17 protein-coding genes and 1 tRNA gene are annotated in these 16,887 nt (G+C 38.9%); all 18 read right to left on the reverse strand.

Annotated features, from left to right (window positions below; translation table 11 throughout):
• Positions 1 to 133: 133 nt before the first annotated feature.
• The gene (locus tag FYJ34_RS06465) at positions 134 to 964 is read right to left on the reverse strand and encodes a methyltransferase domain-containing protein (RefSeq protein ID WP_083655179.1); all 831 of its coding nucleotides are present in this window, start codon (positions 962 to 964) and stop codon (positions 134 to 136) included.
• Between the two features lie 240 nt (positions 965 to 1,204).
• Positions 1,205 to 2,296: a radical SAM protein gene (locus FYJ34_RS06470; RefSeq protein ID WP_154477124.1), complete on the reverse strand. Its 1,092-nt coding sequence runs from the start codon at positions 2,294 to 2,296 to the stop codon at positions 1,205 to 1,207.
• Positions 2,297 to 2,783: 487 nt separating this feature from the next.
• Positions 2,784 to 4,160, reverse strand: a complete 1,377-nt coding sequence (locus tag FYJ34_RS06475; RefSeq protein WP_154477126.1) for a hypothetical protein — start codon at positions 4,158 to 4,160, stop codon at positions 2,784 to 2,786.
• A 24-nt stretch (positions 4,161 to 4,184) separates the two neighbouring features.
• Entirely contained in the window at positions 4,185 to 4,364 is a 180-nt protein-coding gene (locus FYJ34_RS06480) for a hypothetical protein (protein WP_154477128.1), read from the reverse strand.
• A gap of 370 nt (positions 4,365 to 4,734) precedes the next feature.
• Positions 4,735 to 4,811: transfer RNA gene (locus FYJ34_RS06485), tRNA-Arg, on the reverse strand.
• Positions 4,812 to 5,083: 272 nt separating this feature from the next.
• Positions 5,084 to 5,950: a DUF3881 family protein gene (locus FYJ34_RS06490; protein ID WP_154477130.1), complete on the reverse strand. Its 867-nt coding sequence runs from the start codon at positions 5,948 to 5,950 to the stop codon at positions 5,084 to 5,086.
• A gap of 7 nt (positions 5,951 to 5,957) precedes the next feature.
• On the reverse strand, positions 5,958 to 7,244 hold the full coding sequence (serS, locus tag FYJ34_RS06495; protein ID WP_154477132.1) for a serine--tRNA ligase: 1,287 nt from the start codon (positions 7,242 to 7,244) through the stop codon (positions 5,958 to 5,960).
• Positions 7,245 to 7,279: 35 nt separating this feature from the next.
• Positions 7,280 to 7,810, reverse strand: a complete 531-nt coding sequence (locus FYJ34_RS06500; RefSeq protein ID WP_154477134.1) for a DUF4446 family protein — start codon at positions 7,808 to 7,810, stop codon at positions 7,280 to 7,282.
• The gene (locus FYJ34_RS06505; protein ID WP_154477136.1) at positions 7,810 to 8,727 is read right to left on the reverse strand and encodes a ParB/RepB/Spo0J family partition protein; all 918 of its coding nucleotides are present in this window, start codon (positions 8,725 to 8,727) and stop codon (positions 7,810 to 7,812) included. The genes FYJ34_RS06500 and FYJ34_RS06505 overlap by 1 nt, the downstream gene beginning before the upstream one ends.
• Positions 8,728 to 8,992: 265 nt before the next feature.
• Positions 8,993 to 9,763 (reverse strand): ParA family protein, encoded by a 771-nt coding sequence (locus tag FYJ34_RS06510; RefSeq protein WP_154477138.1) that lies wholly within the window; start codon positions 9,761 to 9,763, stop codon positions 8,993 to 8,995.
• Between the two features lie 298 nt (positions 9,764 to 10,061).
• On the reverse strand, positions 10,062 to 10,775 hold the full coding sequence (rsmG, locus tag FYJ34_RS06515; protein WP_154477139.1) for a 16S rRNA (guanine(527)-N(7))-methyltransferase RsmG: 714 nt from the start codon (positions 10,773 to 10,775) through the stop codon (positions 10,062 to 10,064).
• 2 nt (positions 10,776 to 10,777) lie between these two features.
• Positions 10,778 to 12,691 carry a tRNA uridine-5-carboxymethylaminomethyl(34) synthesis enzyme MnmG gene (gene mnmG / locus FYJ34_RS06520; protein WP_154477141.1) on the reverse strand — a complete coding sequence of 638 codons (1,914 nt, stop codon included), beginning with the start codon at positions 12,689 to 12,691 and terminating at the stop codon, positions 10,778 to 10,780.
• Entirely contained in the window at positions 12,657 to 14,045 is a 1,389-nt protein-coding gene (gene mnmE / locus FYJ34_RS06525; RefSeq protein WP_154477143.1) for a tRNA uridine-5-carboxymethylaminomethyl(34) synthesis GTPase MnmE, read from the reverse strand. Before mnmE ends, mnmG begins: the two co-directional genes overlap by 35 nt.
• 67 nt (positions 14,046 to 14,112) lie before the next feature.
• Positions 14,113 to 14,931, reverse strand: a complete 819-nt coding sequence (jag, locus tag FYJ34_RS06530) for an RNA-binding cell elongation regulator Jag/EloR (RefSeq protein WP_154477145.1) — start codon at positions 14,929 to 14,931, stop codon at positions 14,113 to 14,115.
• Positions 14,932 to 14,943: 12 nt separating this feature from the next.
• Positions 14,944 to 15,966: a YidC/Oxa1 family membrane protein insertase gene (locus FYJ34_RS06535; RefSeq protein WP_154477147.1), complete on the reverse strand. Its 1,023-nt coding sequence runs from the start codon at positions 15,964 to 15,966 to the stop codon at positions 14,944 to 14,946.
• A 25-nt stretch (positions 15,967 to 15,991) separates the two neighbouring features.
• Positions 15,992 to 16,204, reverse strand: a complete 213-nt coding sequence (gene yidD / locus FYJ34_RS06540; protein WP_154477148.1) for a membrane protein insertion efficiency factor YidD — start codon at positions 16,202 to 16,204, stop codon at positions 15,992 to 15,994.
• A gap of 5 nt (positions 16,205 to 16,209) precedes the next feature.
• Entirely contained in the window at positions 16,210 to 16,551 is a 342-nt protein-coding gene (gene rnpA, locus FYJ34_RS06545) for a ribonuclease P protein component (RefSeq protein WP_154477150.1), read from the reverse strand.
• A gap of 45 nt (positions 16,552 to 16,596) precedes the next feature.
• Positions 16,597 to 16,731 carry a 50S ribosomal protein L34 gene (gene rpmH, locus FYJ34_RS06550; protein ID WP_154477151.1) on the reverse strand — a complete coding sequence of 45 codons (135 nt, stop codon included), beginning with the start codon at positions 16,729 to 16,731 and terminating at the stop codon, positions 16,597 to 16,599.
• Between the last annotated feature and the right edge of the window lie 156 nt (positions 16,732 to 16,887).

Here is a 16,887-nt window from a genome sequence, read left to right on the forward strand (position 1 = left end):
TCATTTTCTATGAATGCCCTGGGTAAACGAAAAGGAACAAGGTATATTTCATCCTTGTTCCTATCGGTCAGTATGTGCTATTCAGTTCAACAAATTGGAATTTGTTGCTCCGTCAAACTGAAAGTTTCAAGCGTTATAGACTTCCCACAAATATCTCTGCATCAATCGTCAAAGTTTTTAGCTTTTTGAAATCAATCTCAGTTTTATCTACATGGAAGAGCAGTGGGGTCATGTCTGCAAAAATTTTAATATCCTCTAACGGCATTTCATATGATTCTGAAACTCTTTTTTGGTAAATAACAGAATACTGCTTCTTGAATAAGTTAATCACATTCTCATTGGAATACTCTTGATTTTTCAAATGTTCTTTTGCAATGTTTCTGAACTCCATCAGATGTTTATTCCCAGGAATAACCTTTACAATATAGCCGCTATCCGTCAGAACTCTATTGAACTCCAAATAATTAGCTGGTGTAAATATGTCCAGTATACAGTCTACTGAGTGGTCTCTAATTGGCATATTTTCCAAATCACCCACAAACCACTTTATAGACTTACTACCGTCTCTTTTTGAAGCAAGGGAAATGGCATCTTTTGAAATATCAAAAGCAACTATATCTGCTTGAAATAGTTCTTTGATTTTTCTAGAATAATATCCTTCACCACATCCGACATCAAGAATAGTTGTTATGTTTTCAAGCTTGCTCAATATATGTGTTATCTCCGTAAGAATATGTGAATAGTATCCCTTTTCTAAAATATCCATTCTGCTTTCAAAAGAAGTTCTGCTATAATGCTTAGATTGCTTTTGATTTAATGCAAAATTCACATATCCTAATTTAGAAATATCGAAACAATGCTTATTACTACACAGCAAACTATTGCCTACCATCTTTAACTTTCGTTTACATATTGGACAACGAAAAAGCTTTTCGCTGTCATTAAATCTAATAATTTTATTCATGACATCCTCCATTATTACATTCTTGCCCGAAAGCGAGTTATGTAATACGGATGTACCGCAACACAACTCGCGGTATTATCTTAATCTCATATATGCTGTCATCTTATCACCTCCTCAAATTCAAGTTTGTATAACTATTTTATTGCATTATAGCATACTTTGGTCTGCTTTTCCCACTCCAGAGAAAATTTCTTTGTCGATAATTATCCTACCTATAGGAATATTTTTATTCACCAATACTTATCTCGGACAGAGATTTTTCTTTTGCGTAGAAGAAGACTTATTATTGTTTTGTTTATTCTTAGAAAATTTGTGAGAATTAAAGTCTGTTGGTTTTGAGCTGTTTTGTTTATTCTTTTTGTTTGTGTTACTAACTAACTGACCGCATGCAGCTTTGATATTATTGCCTCGTGATTCTCTCATTTTTACTTCTAAACCAGCCGCTTCAAGTCGCAATTTAAATGCAACTAATTGTTGTTTGTTTGGCCTGTTAATATTGCAATTTGCGGTATCGTTATATTGTAAAAGATTTATTAAAACATTTTTTTCACGAAACCATCTTCCCAACTGTCTTACATCAGCTGCTTTGTCATTTAGTCCGGGAATTAATAAATAAGCAATTGTAACTTTTCTATTATGTCTCTCAGAATATGATAAAACTGCCTCAACAATCTTATTTATATCATAACCCTTCATGTGGGGGATAATAATATCTCTTGTTCTTTGATTTGTTGCATGAAGAGAGAGGGTGAGTTGTATCTTCAAATGCTCTTCCCTTATTTTTTTTAATTGCTCTAAAGGACCTACAGTCGAAATATTGATTCCATCTGTGGGGAAATTAAGCCCATTTCTATCTCTTAATATATGAATCGACTTAATTACATTATCATAATTAAAAAATGGTTCCCCCATTCCCATATATACAATTCGATTAACTTTTTCCTTCAGTAATGTTACTTGTTGCACAATTTCTGAAGGAGTTAAATTTCTTATAAATCCATTACTTCCAGATGCACAAAAAATGCAACCTACGGGACATCCTACCATTGTACTAACACATACAGTTACACCAGTTTTTCTCTTTATGCAAACGGTTTCAATGCAGTAACCATCCTTTAATTTGAAGGAGTATTTTCTTGTGTCACCGCCATTATATATATCATCAATGCTCATTGTTTGATATTTCTTTTGTGGCTTTTCTTTATAAAGAGCATGCATAAGTGCTCGAGCTTTTTTTTCTCCAACACAATCACAAATTTCTTTGTATGTATAACCGTAAGGGTCCGAATTTATCATTTCTTCAGTGATAATTACTGTGTTTTTATTTTTCATATCATCATACCTTTCGAGAAATATAATTGCAAAATACAACAAATAAGTATTTTATTATAACATTTTCAAGTTACAAAATCAATATTATACATATTTATTTTTAGTTTAAATGAAATCCCATTTAGCTTATTCCTTTCAGAACATCTATGTGAAAAACTATTGACTTGAAATTTAATAATACGCTCTGAAAATTGTATAAAAGGATACCTACCTGCATTTATAGTTAATTCATATACTATAAGTTTTCGATGTCTAGATAAGTGATGTCAGCAAGAATCGACACCACCTTTTCCTTTTTTAGAAGACGAAGAATAGTGATCATTTTGAGCAGTTTGAATATAAGCTTTTCAGTAAAGGATTCTACATATTATCTTCTCATATTTTTGAGAACACATTAGTGTCTTATCCATCCTTTTTATTTGACAGACCCCACTAAATTTCAAATTAAACATCTGCAACAATTTCATTATCTAACAATACAGGAATATTAAATTCCGCCTTTATTCCTATATATTTTTTCAAACCTCTCATCAACCTCAAAGAACTCCGGCAGATCTTCATAAATGCTTTCCGTATATAATCTGCAAAGGCTTTTATACACTTCAGGTATCATAAACTTAGCATAATCAGTCATAAGAACATAATAGTACAAAACCTCTGTTCTACAAGCTGTTTTATACATAGGAAGCGTAAGGTCCACAAATCCCTCTTCATCCCTCGGAGCAGTCATAATACAATTGATAAACGCACCCTTAACGTCACCGTTTTCGTAGTCCTCAATAGCTCTTTCGAATTTCTTTATAAAGCTATCTCCTGCCCTGTCGCAATATCTTTCTTCTCTGATTATCTCAAGCAGATCGAGAACAGCATCTTCATCTGAGAAAATTGCATATCTTATTTCTTTGTTACACATATCACGCACAAGGTCAGTAAACATACGGTTATTGATAGCTGTGCGTCTGCCGTCATTCCAGTCGGGGATGCACCCGATAGTCTTTATATCTATCACAGTGGCGATATGCTTTTTAAGCTCTCTTTTGGTAAGTGATGTAAGTAAAGGATGGCTACATGCTCTCTCTGAAATATAGTTTATATGCTCCTGAAGGCACTTATAAAGCTCATCGAGGAAAGCACCGCCATTTTCAAGACGGTGACCGTTGTAATAACACTGTACAGACGGTTTATCTTTGGTAAAAGCAACTGCTACACCGACATAAGCAGTATATTCACGACCTAAAGGCTCGTCCTTGCTTTCATGTATTCTGAAAGTAGAGCAGGGATCGTTAATAGATTCAGTTGTCTCTTTTATATAATCATCAAGACCTGCATAACAGTACTCTTCATCTATATAACTTTTATCTTCATTCTGCATATGAAGAACAAATCTGACATGGTCATATAATAACGCCATTTCCTGAGCAAGAGTTGAAATAAACTCTTTACTAAGAGTAACATCTGTGAAAACCTTCGAATCATATTTCAAGTGAATATATGTACCCTCTAAAGCAGAGTCACTTTCAGTCAGATAGTCGTCAGCTTCACCATTTTTAAATTGAATACTTTTCACCTTATCGTAGGGTCCGGTTTTCGAAGAGACCAACATAAATTCCGTTACATACTGATTGCAGGCAAGCACAGGGAACTTATACATACTGTCCCAGCAGGGCTTAGGCTCAAAGGTTTTATAATCCGGTGAAATATAATCAAAAAGAAATTCATTATAGTTTTCAGCCTGAACTCCTGCGCCAAAATCCGTCAGCCTTTTCTTCCATTCAGTACCGTCCGAGGCCACTTCGCCAAGCTGGAGACCGCCTCTGTTGGTAACGAGATGAATTGAAATCGATGAATCCTTGAACAGGTACATCGTGTAGGCGGTCTCTTTTCGTGTTCAGATATATTTGATTTTGAACTTCCTTTTCTTGGCAGACAGCACCTTGCAGAGAACGTCGTCAACTCCATCGGTGTATCTGCCTTGTGCTATCAGGCTGTTCTTCAAACGGATAAGTGATTGCAACACTTCGCTGTATTCGTCATCGGAAAGATATAAATGATATTTCTGTTCTTTCAAAACAACCACCTCCTGTTACCGCAATTATATAATAGGAAAGGACAAAGAGGTAGTGTGCGATTGCTGCTTGACCACCCCTGAATAAACGAATTAACAGGGTAACGACCGCCTTTTCCATTAGCAGAAATTTTACTCGAATTTTTCTGCCATTAGCAGAGAGGGCATTTTCATTAGCAAAACGGTGATTTTTTTGCTAATTTTTATTAGCAAGCCGTCCACCTGAAAGGCGGACGACATTAGTCCTAATTTCCATTAGCTGGCGGAAGATTTGCTAATGAAAATCTATGAATTTCACGATTTTTCTCTTTTACCGAAAAAATGAAAAAACGCCGGAAACCCTTGATTTTACTGGGTTTTCCGGCGGAGTTTTTGGCGTTCCCGAGGTGATTCGAACACCCGACCTACCGCTTAGGAGGCGGTCGCTCTATCCAGCTGAGCTACGGAAACATCTTTGAAATCTATTCAATTTTAGGCTTAGATTAACTCATTGTCAATCACTTTTCTTCAAAAGGCGGTCGTTATAACATATTCTTAGGAGGCGAACCCTCTATCCTGCTGAGGTACTGGGACATTCTTAAAAATCTATTCAATTTTATCTAGTTATCATATCAAAAGGCGTTTGTTCCACCTAGCCCTTAGGAGGCGCTTGTTATATCCATTTAACTAAGGGAACCTAAATAAGAAAGCTATAATGCCTTCCTATTATACTGCAAATCTACTCAACTGTCAAAGTTTATTCTTCCCTGCAGCCATATAATCGCTTTCAATCTGCGTCCTGCCTGCGGCTCTCCCAATACGTGCTTTTTGGGAACACAGACATCGAAGATCAAGCCATTCACTTCTACCTGCAAAATATACAGAACTACTCCCGTACTTTCATTCTCTACTTCCAAAAAGTTTCGAATCTCCCCCAGAATAGAATATTGATCGCATTCCAGCCCGTAGGGCATGATATAAGTATCTACAATGCTGTAGACGTCTTCCTTCATCAGCCGCTTTGACATTAACGTATATGTATTCCACTCTTCCTTTGTGAGATGTTCAATGGCGGTGGTATCTCCACTTCTTGCCGCCTGCATCAGGGATGTTCTGTCGGTCGCTTCTTTTTGCTGCCTCTGCCTCTGTCCGGAATCCTTGCTTACCGGCAACAAAATAGTCCCTTCCCTGCAAAGGCCGGATAAGGTTACGGATCTGCAGGGAATTTCCTTTTTGGAGAGAAGTCTTCTATTTTTAAGGAAAATAAGATTTTGCAGGTGAAAAATCAGGCTAATCCCCACTCTCATATCTTCGCAGATTCCGATATAGGCTTCTTTATCCAGTCGCCTTTCTGCAAAAATCTCTCCTCTGGCCGTCTCTCCTGTTCCTTCAAAAAAAGGCACATAGTATTCCCGGTGATAGGTTTCATCTGTCCTCCCAAAAGAGGAAATCCCAAATCCCGCTCCAAACTCTTTTTGATATTCACAAAAATTTTCGTCCGCAACGCAGTGATGCGCTGAAAAGATATGTTCGGTCTGCCGCAGCAGCTTTTCCGGCAAACCGTCTTTTCCACTTGTTTCAAACCCGATTGCCTCTAAATATTGGTGCATAGTCCTCCTATTTTTTTGGGATCAGCACTTCTTTTCCTCCCATATATGGGCGCAGGACTTCCGGAATTTTTACGCTTCCATCTTCCTGCAGATTGTTTTCCAAAAATGCGATCAGCATTCTCGGAGGTGCTGCCACCGTGTTGTTCAATGTATGGGCAAAATACTTTCCTTTTGCTCCCTTTACGCGAATGCCCAGTCTTCTTGCCTGCGCATCTCCCAGGTTAGAGCAGCTTCCAATCTCAAAATACTTTTTCTGACGGGGAGACCACGCCTCCACATCACAGGATTTCACCTTCAGATCTGCCAGGTCTCCGGAGCAGCACTCCAGCGTGCGTACCGGTATATCCATGGAGCGGAACAGATCCACTGTATTCTGCCACAATTTGTCATACCACTCCATGCTTTCCTCTGGCTTACATACTACGATCATTTCCTGTTTTTCAAACTGATGGATCCGGTAAACGCCTCTCTCCTCGATCCCATGCGCTCCTTTTTCCTTCCGGAAGCAGGGAGAATAGCTGGTCAGGCTCTGCGGAAGCTCTTCCTCCGGCAGCAGCGTATCAATAAACTTTCCGATCATGGAATGCTCGCTGGTTCCGATCAGGTACAGATCCTCTCCCTCGATTTTATACATCATGGAATCCATCTCTGCAAAACTCATAACGCCTGTTACCACATTGCTGCGGATCATGAAAGGCGGAATGCAGTAGGTGAAGCCTCTGTCGATCATAAAATCTCTTGCGTAAGACAGTACGGCAGAATGCAGTCTTGCAATATCTCCCATCAGATAGTAAAATCCGTTTCCTGCCACTCTTCCCGCACTTTCCAGGTCGATCCCTTTAAAGCTTTCCATAATTTCTGTGTGATAAGGAATCTCAAAAGCCGGTACGACAGGCTCTCCAAACTTTTCAATTTCTACGTTTTCGCTATCGTCCTTTCCTATGGGAACGCTGGCGTCAATAATGTTTGGGATCGTCATCATGATCTTTTTGATCTTCTGCTCTACTTCTTTTTCTTCGGCAGACAGCGTCTCGATACGGTCTGCATTTTCCTGTACCTTTTGCTTCCATTGTTCTGCCGCTTCTTTTTCCCCTCTTGCCATACATCCGCCGATTTCTTTGGAAATCTTATTTTTATCCGCCCGAAGCACTTCTACTTCCTGTTTAATTTCCCGGTTTCTTTTGTCCAGTTCTAAAACTTCATCTACCAGAACCAGCTTTTCCTCCTGGAATTTCTTCCTGATATTTTCCTTCACTGTCTCCGGGTTGCTTCTGACAAACTTAATGTCTAACATATTTTTTTCCTCCTTTGTTCTTTCTATGATCCTTCTTATTGTTTTTTCGCTTCCAGTTCATATCCATCGCTGAAAATCGCCTTGTCTAATGCCTCTGCCTCTTCTTCAGACAGTTCTACATAACTTTCCCCTTTTACAACCTCTTTGATATAGGTGTAACATCCTTCCCGGCTATGCATGGCATTCATGACCCATCCATTGTGATTTCCATCCAGCATGGAGATCGCAAAGCTGAGCTTTCCGCCCATTTCATTAAATGCGTCGTATTTTACCACTCCAAGCTTTTGATAGCTGCTGTTCTCTCTCTTGTTGATCTCACGGATATCCTGTCGGTTCTGCTTCACTACCTTCAAAACCAGTTCCAGCTCCTCGAACTTTTCTTTCATGCTTTCTTCCAGTGCTTTTCCGTCTTTCCCTTTCATGAAAGTGCTGTAGCTGCTTTTCAACCGATTGTATTTCATCATAACATTTACATATAGTGCAAACAGTCCAATGATAAGCAGCAGCAGGATCACAAATAAGATCACCGGATCGATTCCCATTGCTTTCAGAAATTTGCTCTCCATTATGACTCCTCTCCTCTTTTTATACTCATAATTTTATAGAACACATGTTCTAGTTCTTCTTCCGAATAGTATTCGATTTCAATTTTTCCTTTACCGGAACTTTTTGAATGAATTGAAACCTTGGTTCCCATCACGCTTTTCATTTTTTCTTCCAGATCTTCATAGAGAAAAGCATGTTTCTCTTTTATAATTTCTTTCTTTTTCTTCGGATTCTTCCATTCTTTTATTAATTTTTCCACATCCCTGACACTTAATTTTTCATCAAAAATGCGGTTTGCAAGAATCTGCTGGTCCTCCTTGTTTTCCAGAGAAAGCAACGCTCTTGCATGTCCTGTCGTAAGCATTTCGTCAATGATCATTTGCTGCACTTTTTCATCCAGTTTTAGCAGTCGCATGGAGTTTGTCACAACTGTTCTGCTTTTTGAAACTCTTTCCGCTACTTCGTCCTGCTTTAAGTGAAATTCCTCTATCAGCTTTTTGTAGGCCATAGCTTCTTCTATCGGATTCAGGTTTTCTCTCTGAATATTTTCAATCAATCCGATTTCCAGGATTTCCTGCTCTGAAAAATCTTTGACGATTACCGGAACTTCCTTTAGTCCTGCCCGCTTTGCAGCTCGCCATCTTCGCTCTCCCGCGATAATTTCATAATAATCCTTGTTTTTTCTTACCAAAAGGGGCTGCAATACCCCAAACTGTCTGATAGAATCCTCTAGCTCCATCAGACTATCCTCATCAAAATGTTTTCTTGGCTGTTCTCTGTTTGGTTCTACCTTTGTTATCTTTACCAGTTGTTCTCCTGGCATTTTTTCTTCCTTTTCCTCAGGTTTCTTTCCATCCTCTTTCTTTCCCTGAGTACTTCGTGTATTTGGAATCAAACTATCCAATCCTTTTCCCAATCCTTTTTTTCTTACCGCCATCGATTTCTCCCTGTCTGCCTTTAGCAGATCCTTTTTCTTTTTTTCTGACCGGTGCTTGTCGGAAATTTTCCGACAGCCTGTTTCTTATTTCTTTCAAGCTTGTTCTGTTCTTAGTTTATTTCCGCTTTTTATTTCTGCTTTTCCTTCTTATTTTACTACTGTCTTTTGTTCTTGTTTTTCCTTCTTGTTTTGCTGTTGGTTTTTATCCTTACCTCTCATGTTGCCTTTTATTTTTGTTTTACTCTTGACTTTTATTTTTTGATCTTTATTGGTCTGTATTGTGTTTGATTACCTCGTCTGCCAGCTTTCGATAGCTCTCTGCTCCTGCTGATCTTGGATCATACTGGTTGATAGGCATTCCATAGCTGGGGGCTTCTGCCAGACGTATATTTCTTGGAATAATCGTTTGATAAATCGTCTGATTTAAATTTTCTTTTACATTTTCTACTACTTGAAGAGATAAATTTGTTCTTGCATCATACATAGTGAAAACAATTCCTTCTATTTCTAATGCCGGATTCAGTCTTTCTTTTACTAACTCTACCGTATAGATCAACTGGCTCAATCCCTCCAAAGCATAATACTCGCACTGTATTGGCACCAGTACCGAATCTGCTGTTGTCATAGCATTTACCGTCAACATATTCAACGACGGAGGGCAGTCTATAATCACATAATCGTAGTGATCTTTTATCTTTTCTACTTCTTTTTTTACGATAAACTCTTTGTCCTTGATTCCAATTAATTCAATTTCTGCCGCAGATAGGTTAACTGTAGATGGAATAACATCCAAATTATCCATTACACTTTTGTGTATAACTTCTTCTACCGTCATTTCGCCAATCATAAGGTTGTAGATGGTTTTCTCTGTATTGGATTTTTCTATTCCCAGTCCACTGGAAAGATTTCCCTGTGGATCCATATCTATTGCAAGAACCTTTTTTTTATTTTCTGCCAAGCATGCCGCTAAATTTATAGAAGTCGTCGTTTTCCCTACTCCTCCCTTTTGGTTTGCAACAGCTATAATTTTCCCCATTTGAAACCATCCTTTCTTTTTTGTGCGTAGTTCCAGTATAACACCTTTTCCCTTGTGAATCCAGTAATGTTTCACGTGAAACATTAAAAATATGTGATTATGGTCTGTTTTTATTTAGTTTGTAATAGAATGATAGAATGTTTCACGTGAAACATTCTATCATTCTATTTTTCATAATTTGCATATATTTGTTTTTTATCTTTGCTTTTATTTTTTTATTCTTCTGGTTTTCACAGGTGCTCTATTCTTTCTGATGCCTGTACATTTTACTATGTCTATAGTAAAACCTACTTTTTCTTTATTTTATGGGTTCTTTTGTAGGTATTCCTGCTTTTCTCGGATATTTTTTTGCTGTGGGATGCTCTTTTAATATAGTGACCAATGTTCTGTTGATTTCCGTCTCCGGAAGCTGGAATTCATGAACAGACTGAATTTTTCCCCCCAGAATTTTTACTGCCTTTCTTGACTCTTCTATCTCCTTTTTAGAATCTCCTGCTTTGTAGGAAATAAAGGCCCCTCCTTCCCGTACAAAGGGAATACAATATTCACTTAAAGTGGAAAGATTTGCTACTGCTCTGGATACGCACAGATCGTACTGCTCGCGATATTCTTTCTTTTTTGCAAAATCTTCCGCTCTTCCATGCAGCGTTTCTATTTCATGTAATCCCAGTTCTTCTATGACTGTATTTAAAAACTGAATTCGCTTATTAAGAGAGTCTAACAGGGTAACTTTCACATGAGGAAACATAATTTTAATCGGGATACCGGGAAATCCTGCACCAGTTCCTATATCTACCAGATTATTTATCTTTTTCAGGTCCGTTACCTTTACAATACTCAGGCTGTCTACAAAATGTTTTTCTACCACTTCTTCAAAATCTGTGATTCCTGTCAGATTCATTTTTCCATTCCACTCGATCAAAAGCTGATAAAATCGAATGAATTTCATTTCTTTTTCTTTATTTATCTCTATATTTAACTTATTTATTTTATTATTCAGAAAATTTATCATTTTTATTCTTTTTTCGCTCCATTTAAGTAAATAAGAAGGACTGAAATGTCTGCCGGAGAAATTCCGGAGATCCGGGATGCCTGTCCAATTGATTCCGGTCTGTATTCTTTCAGTTTTTGTCGTCCTTCCAATCTCAGACTCTTTACCTGGTCATAATCTATGTTCTGCGGGATTTTTTTCTGTTCCAGTTTTTTAAACTGCTCCACCTGTTTTTTCTGTCTTAGAATGTATCCTTCATACTTGATGAAAATATCTACCTGCTCCTTTATTTCCTCTGCATATCTTTGCGGCAGTTCCGGTCTTTTCTCATCAATTTCCTTCAGGCTGTCATAGGACAATTCCGGTCTTCGTATCAATTCTGCTAACGTAATACCGGAAGAAAGGGGTGTGCTGTTATTCTGTTCCAAAAGCTTCTGTACCTTTGGCGACGTTCCCACATGTGTGGATCTCAGCCTTTTTACTTCCTCCTCGATCCACTGTTCCTTTTGTTTCAGGCTCTGATACCGTTTTTCACTGATAAGTCCCAGCTTATACCCTTTTTCTGTCAGGCGCTGGTCTGCGTTATCCTGCCTTAACAGCAGCCTGTATTCTGCTCTGGATGTCATCATACGATACGGCTCATGACTCTCTTTCGTCACCAGATCGTCAATCAGTACTCCGATATAGGCCTCCGATCGATCCAGCACAAATTCTTCTTTTCCCTGAATTTTTCTCACCGCATTGATCCCTGCCATGATCCCCTGTGCCGCAGCTTCTTCATACCCCGAACTTCCATTCATCTGCCCTGCGCTGTAAAGACCCTCTATCTGCTTAAATTCTAATGTTGGTCTTAGCTGTCTGGCATCAATACAATCATATTCAATGGCATACGCATTCCGTATGATTTTTACCTGCTCTAGTCCGGGAACTGTCCGGTACATTTCATACTGCACATCTTCCGGCAAGGAACTGGACATTCCCCCTATATACATTTCATTTGTTTCCAGTCCTTCCGGCTCAATAAATACCTGATGTCTGTTTTTATCTGCAAACTTCATGACCTTATCTTCTATGGAAGGACAGTATCTGGGTCCGGTCCCCTCAATCATTCCTGAAAATAGGGGAGACCTGTCTAAATTTTTCCGTATGATTTCATGCGTCTTCTCATTTGTATAGGTCAGCCAGCAGGATACCTGGGGAATTTGTATCTCCTTCGGATCTGTTCCAAAAGAAAACGGCACGATTCTGTCGTCTCCTTTTTGTTCTTCCATTTTTGAAAAATCCACTGAACGTCTGTCGATCCTGGCCGGCGTACCCGTTTTGTAACGTCTCATGGAAATTCCCAATTCCATCAAACATTCTGATAATTCATTTGCTGCAGAAAGGCCATTGGGTCCGGTATTTTTGCTCACATCTCCGTAGATACATCTTGCTCTCAGATAAGTTCCTGTACATAAAATCACTGCTTTGCAGGAATAAACGGTGCCGGAACAGGTCTGTACTCCCGTCACTTTTCCATCCCCCACAAGGATGTTTACCACTTCATCCTGCCTGATATCCAAACCTTCCTGATTTTCCAAAACGCGGCTCATCTTTCTGGTATACTGCTCTTTGTCTGCCTGTGCCCGCAAGGAATGTACTGCCGGACCCTTTGATTTATTCAACATTTTAGATTGAATAAATGTCTGATCGATCACGCGTCCCATTTCTCCGCCCAGCGCATCGATTTCTTTCACCAGATGTCCCTTTGAACTTCCTCCTATATTTGGGTTACACGGCATCATTGCAATACTTTCAATATTTACAGTAAATATCAGCGTCTTCTGTCCCAATCTCGCAGAAGCAAGCGCTGCTTCACACCCTGCATGCCCTGCTCCCAACACGATCACATCATACTTTTCTCTATTTTCCCATGCAGAACTTGCTGAAAATTTCATGAATGACATCCTCTCCTGTTGTTTCTCCTGTAATTTTTCCTAAGGCATCGCAGGCCTCCATAAGATCGATAGAATAGAAATCCTCCGCCAATCCGGCATAAATACTTTCTTCTACCCGGCTTAAAGCCTCTTCTGCTTCTCTTAATGCTTCTTTCTGTCTTGCATTTGTCAGATACACTTCGTTATTAAAAGAAAGTTCTCCTCTAAAAAAAATCTTTTTTATTTCTTCTTCTACTTCTTCTATCCCTGTGCGGTTTTGTGCAGAAATGGAAATGACGGAAATATGTTCTGTAAATAACAATCTTATATCTTTCTCATTGATCCTGCTTTCTAGATCCGTCTTATTCAGAAGAACCAGAACTTTCTTTTCCCTACAGATTTCTGCGATTTCTTTATCACTTTCATTTAGAAGCCTGGAAGCATCTGCAATGTATATGATCAGATCCGCCTCTTCTGCCAGTTCCTTTGCCTTCTCTACTCCTATTTTTTCCACTGCATCTGCCGTGTTTCTGATACCTGCCGTATCCATGACATGTAAAGTGATCCCCTGAAGATTGATTTCCTCTCTGATCACATCTCTTGTAGTCCCTTCAACATCTGTAACAATGGCAGACTCTCTTCTTGTCAAAGCATTTAAAAAAGAAGATTTTCCTGCATTTGGTTTTCCCAAGATGACTGTTTTGATCCCTTCTTTTATGATTCTCCCATTATCCCAGGTTTTTAGTAATTTATTTATTTCTTTTTTTATTTTTTTTGTCGTTTCTCTTAATTGTTCTTGGTAACCTTCTATGCTGATGTGTTCCGGATCATCCAGAGCCGTCTCTATAAAAGCAATTTCATGAATGATCCTTCCCCTTAATTCTTTTGTTCTGCATCCCAACTCTCCCAGCATCTGGCGCATAGAATTTTTTAAAGCATATTCGTTTCTTGCGGCGATCATATCTCCCACAGATTCTGCCTGAGACAGATCTATTTTTCCGTTTAAAAAGGCTCTTTTTGTAAATTCTCCCGGCTCAGCAGCAGAAGCTCCATTTTTCAGCAGAAGCTCCAATACTCTTTGTACCACATAGACGCCCCCATGGCAATTGAATTCTACTGTGTCCTCCCCTGTAAAGGTATGAGGCGCTCTCATGAGCATTACCAGAACCTCATCCACCAATTCCTCTTGATCTGCCACATATCCGTAATGTATGGTATGAGACGGCTGAGAAGACAGCTTTTTTTCTTTTTTTCCCCTGTAAATACGATCTGCAATTTCAAAAGCCTGTGCTCCGCTTATTCTCACGATTCCAATTCCTGAATCGCTCATGGCCGTCGCCACAGCCGCAATCGTCTTTTCGTACTGATTTTCCATATGTTTTAACCTCTGTTTATATGGAAAAAAATAGGGGCTTCACACTCCACCCCTATTTCTGTCCTCTTTATTTTCTTGATAAAGTTACAACCACTTTCCTATAAGGTTCTTCCCCTTCACTGTGAGTTGTGATAGCCGGATCCCCCTGAAGAGCAGAATGAATGATCCTTCTCTCATATGGATTCATCGGTTCCAGGATCACTTTCCTTCTTGTCCTTTTTACCTTTCCTGCAATATTTTTCGCAAGATGCTCCAGCGTTTCTTTTCTTCTTCTTCTGTAGTCCTCTGTGTCCAATTTCACTCTTACATAGCTTTCCTGCTCTTTGTTCGCAACTCTGTTTGCTAGATATTGGATGGAATCCAGAGTCTGTCCTCTTTTTCCGATAAGAACGCCCATGCCTTCTCCCGCTACTTCAATCGCCAGTGCTCCCTCTTCGTCTATCGAAGAAGTTACGCTTGTCTCTTTCATGCCCATGGCTTCCAAAACATCTTTTATGAATGTTTCACAAGCTTCTATTGTTTTTGCTTCCACCGGAGCCAGCTCCGGTTCTTTTTCCGGCTGTTTTTTTGCAGCTGTTTCTTTTTCTTCTTTGCTTTCTCCTACGGTTTCCTTTTGGAAGGATTCCTTTTTTCTTTCTTTTTTCTCCGGCTTTTCAAACGATTTCTTCTGAAAGGAGGATTCTTTCTTTTCTTTCTCCAAATTCTTTTTTGGACTTGTTTTCTTGCGGGCTTTTATCACTGCCTGCTTCATGCCTATTCCAAAGAAACCTGCGCTTCCTTTTTCAATGATCTCATAATCCAGCTGATCACTGGTGATCCCCAGTTCTACCAAAGCTTCTGTGATCGCATCATCGACATTTTTTGCTGATACAGTAATATATTCCATCGTAAATGCCTCCTAATTATTTTCGTTAAATTTCTTAACCATGTTTGCTTTACTGGAAAGGCTTCCTTCCTTCGCTTTATCTGAAGAAGCACCTGCTTTCGTATCTATTTCCAGAGAAGAAGTACTCTTCGAAGCGGTTTCTCTCATACTCTTCGTATTTCTCTGAGCCATTTCATTGATCTTTCCGGCTCTTTCTCCTCTTCTTTCTCTTTTTCTTTCTGCCTTCTCTTTATTTTTTTCAATCAGATCCTCTACAGAAATACTGGATAAATGTCTGTTAATAAAAATCTGCTGTACACAACGCACAATAGCACTGACGATCCAGTAAAGACCAATACCGGTAGGCAAGGTAAATACCATGAATACAGAAAACAGAGGCATTGTCATATTCATTGTTTTCATTGTACCTGCCATCGGATTATCTTCCATTCCCTGTCCTGAAATAGACTGAGACAGCTTAATACTGAAATACTGAGTCACTCCCGAAATAAGTGGAAGAAGAATTGCCGTTATGATGACCACCACAGAAGGATGGCTCTTTATCATTGCAATAGGAGCCACTGTCAGATTCGGGATAGTAAGAAATCTATTTGCTTCCGTTGAAATAGACGGTACATAATCCTGAATATTATAAATAACCGGATACAGGGCAAACAGGAATGGCATCTGGATCAAAAGAGGAAGGCATCCTCCCGCCATGGAAGTTCCATATTTGTCATAAACCTGACGCATCTCTTCCTGCTGCTTCATCATGGAAGCCTGATCCCGTTTATTTTTATACTTTTTCTGAATCGCCTGAATCTCCGGATTCATGACAGAAGACATTTTTGACGTTCTCTGTTGCTTGATCGTCAACGGCAACATCAATGTATATACCAGAATGGTATATATGATAATTGATAATCCTACCAATCCTGTATCACTTGGAAGGATATTATCCAAACTTGTATAGATAAAGTTCATCACCTTACCCAACAGCCAGCAAAGCTGCCCTATGATAGGCCAGTTTGCAGCGCTTAATAAACTTAACGACATTCTGTTTTCCTCCGCATATTTTTATTTATGGAACCGGATCATATCCTCCCTTTGCAAAGGGGTGACATCTCAAAATCCTTTTGGCTGCAAGAAAGCTTCCTTTCAAAGCCCCATACTTTTCAATGGCTTCTGTCGCATACTGCGAGCAGGTCGGGTAGTAGATGCAGGTAGAGCCTCCCTTTATTCCTGATAGATACCTTCTGTAAAATCCTATCATCCACAATAATGTCTTTTTCATAGTACCTACTCCACATTCATAATCTTATGAATATTACCCAGATGAAAAAAAGAACTTTCTATCTCTTTATAGCTTTTATCTTTTGCATTTACTCTTGCCAGAACTACGATATCCAGTCCTTTTTTGACGTCTGTTTCATTTTTTCTGTAGATTTCTCTTACCAGTCTGGTGATCCTGTGCCTTACGACACTGTTTCCAACTTTTTTACTGACGGAAATTCCAAGTCTGTTTCGCTCCGTCCCATTCTGTAAAATGTACATCACCAGATATTTGTTGGCATAAGATTTTCCTTGCCTGTAAACCTTCTGAAAATCTTTATTCTTTTTCAACGACTCGGAATACTGCATACCATCTCCTAATTTTCAGAGAAGAAAAGGCCACATATATGCGGCCTACGCTGATAATTTCTTTCTTCCTTTTAATCTTCTGTTCGCAAGAACTTTTCTTCCGCCTGCTGTGCTCATTCTTGAACGAAATCCATGAACTTTTGCTCTTTGTCTTTTCTTTGGCTGGAATGTCATTTTCATGTATATCCACCTCCTTATATTCTAATGGTCAACTCCCACTTTTTCTAAAGACATCATTTTTGATTATATGCAATAAAAGCCTTAAAGTCAAGCAAAAACGTAAATACTGTGATTTATCATTATTCGATTTCATACATTGCTTATATTTCTTTTTTG

The organism is Suipraeoptans intestinalis (assembly GCF_009696485.1).
GTDB lineage: Bacteria > Bacillota > Clostridia > Lachnospirales > Lachnospiraceae > Suipraeoptans > Suipraeoptans intestinalis.